The organism is Acinetobacter sp. SWAC5 (assembly GCF_003419885.1).
GTDB lineage: Bacteria > Pseudomonadota > Gammaproteobacteria > Pseudomonadales > Moraxellaceae > Acinetobacter > Acinetobacter cumulans.
The window spans coordinates 1-4,354 of the sequence record NZ_QUWR01000053.1; the positions used below are offsets into that span (position 1 = coordinate 1).

At 31.9% G+C, this 4,354-nt stretch carries 6 protein-coding genes and 4 pseudogenes; 5 read left to right on the forward strand and 5 right to left on the reverse strand.

Going from position 1 to position 4,354, the window contains the following annotated elements; genetic code table 11:
* Nucleotides 1-485: pseudogene (locus DYI81_RS17580) on the forward strand (IS5-like element ISAba12 family transposase); the annotation flags it as partial.
* Nucleotides 486-492: 7 nt separating this feature from the next.
* On the opposite strand, the gene DYI81_RS18005 reads toward DYI81_RS17580, so the two are convergent.
* The 3 genes from DYI81_RS18005 to DYI81_RS17595 all read right to left on the reverse strand — a co-directional run bounded on the left by DYI81_RS18005 (nt 493) and on the right by DYI81_RS17595 (nt 1,938).
* Nucleotides 493-726 carry a hypothetical protein gene (locus tag DYI81_RS18005; RefSeq protein ID WP_171356382.1) on the reverse strand — a complete coding sequence of 78 codons (234 nt, stop codon included), beginning with the start codon at nt 724-726 and terminating at the stop codon, nt 493-495.
* A 16-nt stretch (nt 727-742) separates the two neighbouring features.
* On the reverse strand, nt 743-1,144 hold the full coding sequence (locus DYI81_RS17590; RefSeq protein WP_039254960.1) for a hypothetical protein: 402 nt from the start codon (nt 1,142-1,144) through the stop codon (nt 743-745).
* Nucleotides 1,145-1,338: 194 nt separating this feature from the next.
* Nucleotides 1,339-1,938, reverse strand: a complete 600-nt coding sequence (locus DYI81_RS17595; protein ID WP_117008188.1) for a HEAT repeat domain-containing protein — start codon at nt 1,936-1,938, stop codon at nt 1,339-1,341.
* Between the two features lie 159 nt (nt 1,939-2,097).
* On the opposite strand from DYI81_RS17595, the pseudogene DYI81_RS18175 reads away from it, so the two are divergent.
* The 3 genes and pseudogenes from DYI81_RS18175 to DYI81_RS17605 form a co-directional block, all read left to right on the forward strand.
* Nucleotides 2,098-2,487, forward strand: a pseudogene (locus tag DYI81_RS18175) (hypothetical protein); the annotation flags it as partial.
* Between the two features lie 51 nt (nt 2,488-2,538).
* Entirely contained in the window at nt 2,539-2,832 is a 294-nt protein-coding gene (locus DYI81_RS18180) for a hypothetical protein (RefSeq protein ID WP_227504502.1), read from the forward strand.
* The gene (locus tag DYI81_RS17605) at nt 2,832-3,290 is read left to right on the forward strand and encodes a hypothetical protein (protein ID WP_005804943.1); all 459 of its coding nucleotides are present in this window, start codon (nt 2,832-2,834) and stop codon (nt 3,288-3,290) included. The genes DYI81_RS18180 and DYI81_RS17605 overlap by 1 nt, the downstream gene beginning before the upstream one ends.
* Before the next feature lie 204 nt (nt 3,291-3,494).
* Here DYI81_RS17605 and DYI81_RS18185 read toward each other — a convergent pair.
* A pseudogene (locus DYI81_RS18185) lies at nt 3,495-3,578 on the reverse strand (DNA-binding protein); the annotation flags it as partial.
* A 153-nt stretch (nt 3,579-3,731) separates the two neighbouring features.
* Here DYI81_RS18185 and DYI81_RS17610 point away from each other — a divergent pair.
* Complete coding sequence (locus tag DYI81_RS17610) at nt 3,732-4,283, forward strand: ricin-type beta-trefoil lectin domain protein (protein WP_240627453.1); 552 nt, start codon at nt 3,732-3,734, stop codon at nt 4,281-4,283.
* Here the strand turns inward: DYI81_RS17610 and DYI81_RS17615 are convergent.
* Nucleotides 4,280-4,354, reverse strand: a pseudogene (locus tag DYI81_RS17615) (type II toxin-antitoxin system HipA family toxin); the annotation flags it as partial. The gene DYI81_RS17610 and the pseudogene DYI81_RS17615 overlap by 4 nt on opposite strands.

Genomic DNA, 4,354 nt, shown 5'->3' on the forward strand with positions numbered 1-4,354 from the left:
ATATTGGTATAGATGCTAAAACCCTACAAATACGAGCAGTTCAGCTTACAACCAATAATGTCAGTGATTCACAGGTGCTTGGTGATTTACTTAATCAGATTCCACAAGATGAGCAGATTAACTCTGTTTATACCGATGGAGCTTATGACACCAAGCAATGCCGTCAGGTCATTGCAGATCGGCAAGCGCATGCGGTGATTCCACCTAGAAAAAATGCGAAACCATGGAAAGATACAAAGAGTAGCTCGCTAGAGCGAAATGAATTACTTCGAACAATTAAACGTTTAGGCAGGACACTATGGAAAAAATGGTCAGGCTATCATCGTCGAAGTTTGGTTGAAACTAAGATGCATTGCATCAAATTATTAGGAGATAAACTCAGTGCAAGGAGTTTTGATAGCCAAGTGAATGAGATCCATGCACGTGTAGCAGTTCTTAACAGATTTACGGAATTAGGTCGACCACTTACCCAAGTTACGCCTTAAATTTGGCTCAATTAGGGGCGCTTTGCATTTCAAATCTTTGTGCAACAAAGCCACTCCAATGTGTCATTTGGCTCCAAGAATACCAAAGACATAGAAAACCTAGAGTACTTAAAATTCCCGTTAAAGTAAGACTTTCAGACAGTTCCAATAAACTAATCCCAACAGAAATTGCACCCATGAAAAAACCAAACCAAGATTTAATTAAGGGGGTATTTTGAGTATTTATTGATGAATGATTCATAGTAAATCCATATTATTCATTTGGAATACAATTTATTGGAAAATTTGATACCAAAAAAAATCATCAGCCAAATAAAAATGAAATGTGCATTTTTTCCTATAAATGAGTTTTCTAACTCATTAGCAATAATGATATTTTTGAAAAATAGCCAATAAATTACTGTAAATACTAAAAAAGAAAGCAAAAGTATGAGTGCTTTGCCAAGCATTAATTTTATATTGTTCTTAGGTATATCATTGAGTAAAACTTCAATCAGAATGCTCGTAATAAAGTATGTAGGAACTATATATGCCAAAAATTCGGGTATTATCCCAAAGATTGGCTTGCCCGTAGAAGTATTGATAAATATAAAGTAAGCAATCCCATATAAAAAAGCTAAACTTACAACAAGAATGATCCAGCGGAGTTTTTCTTTCATTTTATCAAGGTAAACAAGAATTATTTACAATAGTAACAGATTTTATAAGTATTTAATATTTATTAATTTATAATTTTTTGGGAGGAAATTCGTATAACACCCATTATGTTAAGTGGGTATGTTTTTCCGCTGAATAGTGAATTAAGAATGCTCTATAAAATCATTTGTTATTTGCCTTTTAAAGAAGGATTTATCTATGGGAAAGTGGCAATTAATACTTTCTTTACTTCATCTGACGTATTTGGATCTACTTTAAGCTCATTAACGGCTTCAATAATCCGTTTACGAACAGCTTCATTCTCTGGCAGTGAACCTTTAATCTCATGTTCTTTCTGAGTGAGTAGCGAAGCATTATTAAGAGCACCCAGAGCCAAAATTTGAACGTTTGGGTTCGTATCCTTTAAATAAGGAATAATATCGTCTGCTGCTTCAATTGGGTCTAAATTCGTTAGGGATACAAGAATTACACTTAATGCATCAGGGTTCGATTCATTTTGTTTCAACAAATCAACTAGCTTATGGATTTTATCTTCTCGTGAATATGTAGGGCTATCATTAATAGCAATCGTACTTTTTACCCATTTAGGAGGCATTCCATGAGGGAGATTGGGCGCATTGTTAGTGATACCGTCATTAGCATTAAGAGTATTACGGTTGGAACTGATCTTTTCTTGAGTTTCCATCAGCTCTTTACTATGTACATCATCACTTTTTTTGGCAAAAATAAAAAATCCAATAAAAGCTACTACGATTGCCGTAATAACTAAATAAATCAACTTACTATTATTTTTCATATTACCTACGTTTTTAAATAAGAATGTTGTTACATCAATAGAAAAAGCATCAAAGAAACTTTAAATTATATTATTCACCAATTAAATAGGCTCATTCAACGCTTTTTCCAAGAGTTGATATAGTGTAATAATTATTGAGTAAATAAGAGAATTAAGTTAATGAAATACTCAAAAGAAAAAATAGTAAAAGCCCTATTACTTGCTCCTTTACCACTACTTTTTTTCACAGCATTGCTATTTATCATAATGAATCGTGAATATAGTCTATATTCAATTTTTGTGGTTTTTGCAGGGCATGGTCTTGTTTACTTAGCTTATAGTATTTTGACAGTACCTTTTAGCTTTATGGTCTCAATTCTTTTAAATCGTTATAGTATTCTTAATTTGCTAACTATCTGTATTAGCTCTTTAATTATTGCTATGCCATTTTTTGTTCTTTTTGGATGGAGCCATACAGGAGAAGTTTCGAAAGAATGGTGGAAGATGTATACCGACACTTGGACTATCTTTATGGCTCTAATTCCAGGCTTGTCTTATTGGTTATTTTTAACTGATTTTAAAGTTAAAGAATTATTAAAGAAAAAAATAATATATTTCAATATATTAGCTTTTGTTTTGACTTATTTGTCTTTGTTTCATCAGAAATATACATTGATAGACCGGATAGTTGTAGACAAGCTTGGAAAAGTTGAAGTTATAGGAGGAGGATTTCCATTACAGTTTTTAGTAGATGGTGAAATATCTCCAGGCGGTAGTATAGCGCTAGATCCTTTAAATATTATTATAGGAATAGATCAATTCATTTTTTTATATTTTATTCTTGATTATTTATTTTGGCTTATGTGTCTTTTAGTCAGTTATGCGTTTTTTCGAAAGATAAAAGTGAAATTATAATGTCTAAAATATTTATAAAATTAGGAATTTTACTTGTAGGTCTATGTCTACTTCTAATCATTAATTCATACAAACAGAAATTAAATCATGATAAAGAGATGGCAACACAGACAACAATACTTTTCTTTAATTCACTTGCTAAACATGATCTAGAATCAGCAATCAAATATGTTTGGCCAGATGCGCGATTACATGAAGATTTAAAAAGTTCTGAAAGGTTTCTCTCTTTCAAAGACTCAAAAATTTTAGAAGTAGTAAGGATTAATTATGATTCAGCGGAAAGTAGACCTGAGTATTATCAAGAATTTTATAAAATTATTTCAGTGATGGTAAAAGTTAAAGTCGTCCATATAGATGATGCTGGTAGTCCAGTAGGTGACTATATTTTATTTATTACTCTTGTGAAACAATCTCCTCAATCTGATTGGCTAATTACAGAATTTGGTAGTGGGCCTTAAGATAGTAATTATAGAGAAAAGCTAAAATTAACATAATACACCTTATACGAAATGCGTTATAATTAACCTTTAAATTCATACACTTATTTCAAAGTTTATAGCCCATCTTCCCCAAGTTGGGCTTTTTTTATGATTTTTCACGTTCCACGATTGTTATTTAATCAAAGTTTCACGACTTTGTTCATATCAGTTAAACAATCGTGGTTAATCATAGGGTCTAAAAAAACGGCTCCAAAAGCCCCTTTTCTCCGGTTCCTGTTCAACCTGCTCCGGCACGGGAATACGCTTATAAATACTTTGTCGATTCATCCCATAAAGGGAAAAGGCTCGGTTTAAGATTCAATTTAATTGCTGGAATTTACAACTTAGAATTGAATGAAAAATGAGTTATGAAAGAGATCTATTAATTCATTATTAATACACAATTTTGAATTATATTATATGTTATCTTTAATTTATATTTTAAATAAAATGTTAAAATTTATACTTCTAGTTAGTTCAAGTGTACTTTTAACTGCATGTATCGTTGTTGAATCTCCTGTACCAGTAGTTGTAAATAAAGAAATAACTACTACTATAGATAACCCATCGATACCTGCTCTTAATAGTTTAAGAACATTGCAAATTCGTACTCATGATAATCGTTGTGTCGAATTGAGCCCCTTCAATCAAAAAGAACTTTTGGCATCACGTTGTCAAAGTACGTCCCATCAAAAATTTAATTACAATCAAGATAAAAGCATAACTGTGCAAGGAAAATGCTTAGACGTATCTGGAGCAAATAAAAATGATGGCGCTCAGGTTATTGCATATCAGTGTAATAACCAAGCCAATCAAAAATGGTTTTTTGATGGTTATCGTATTCGTAGTCAAGATAGTGGTAAATGTCTAGATATTTATAATGGAAAAATGAAGATGTATACCTGTAGTAATAATCGTGGCCAGCAGTTTGAACCGTACCGGGTTTGTCGGAGACATTTTTATTTAAGTTAGGCCACGTGACCTAACGGGTTAATCTTATCATAGTACATTGCTTCAAACTCAAAAGGCGATACATAACCCAA

Bases quoted from the DNA above. Each gene is read 5' to 3' on its own strand.
- DYI81_RS17595 (WP_117008188.1), bottom strand. From the start codon at position 1,938: ATGAAAAATAATAGTAAGTTGATTTATTTAGTTATTACGGCAATCGTA.
- DYI81_RS17590 (WP_039254960.1), bottom strand. From the start codon at position 1,144: ATGAAAGAAAAACTCCGCTGGATCATTCTTGTTGTAAGTTTAGCTTTT.
- DYI81_RS18005 (WP_171356382.1), bottom strand. From the start codon at position 726: ATGAATCATTCATCAATAAATACTCAAAATACCCCCTTAATTAAATCT.
- DYI81_RS17605 (WP_005804943.1), top strand. From the start codon at position 2,832: ATGTCTAAAATATTTATAAAATTAGGAATTTTACTTGTAGGTCTATGT.
- DYI81_RS17610 (WP_240627453.1), top strand. From the start codon at position 3,732: ATGTTATCTTTAATTTATATTTTAAATAAAATGTTAAAATTTATACTT.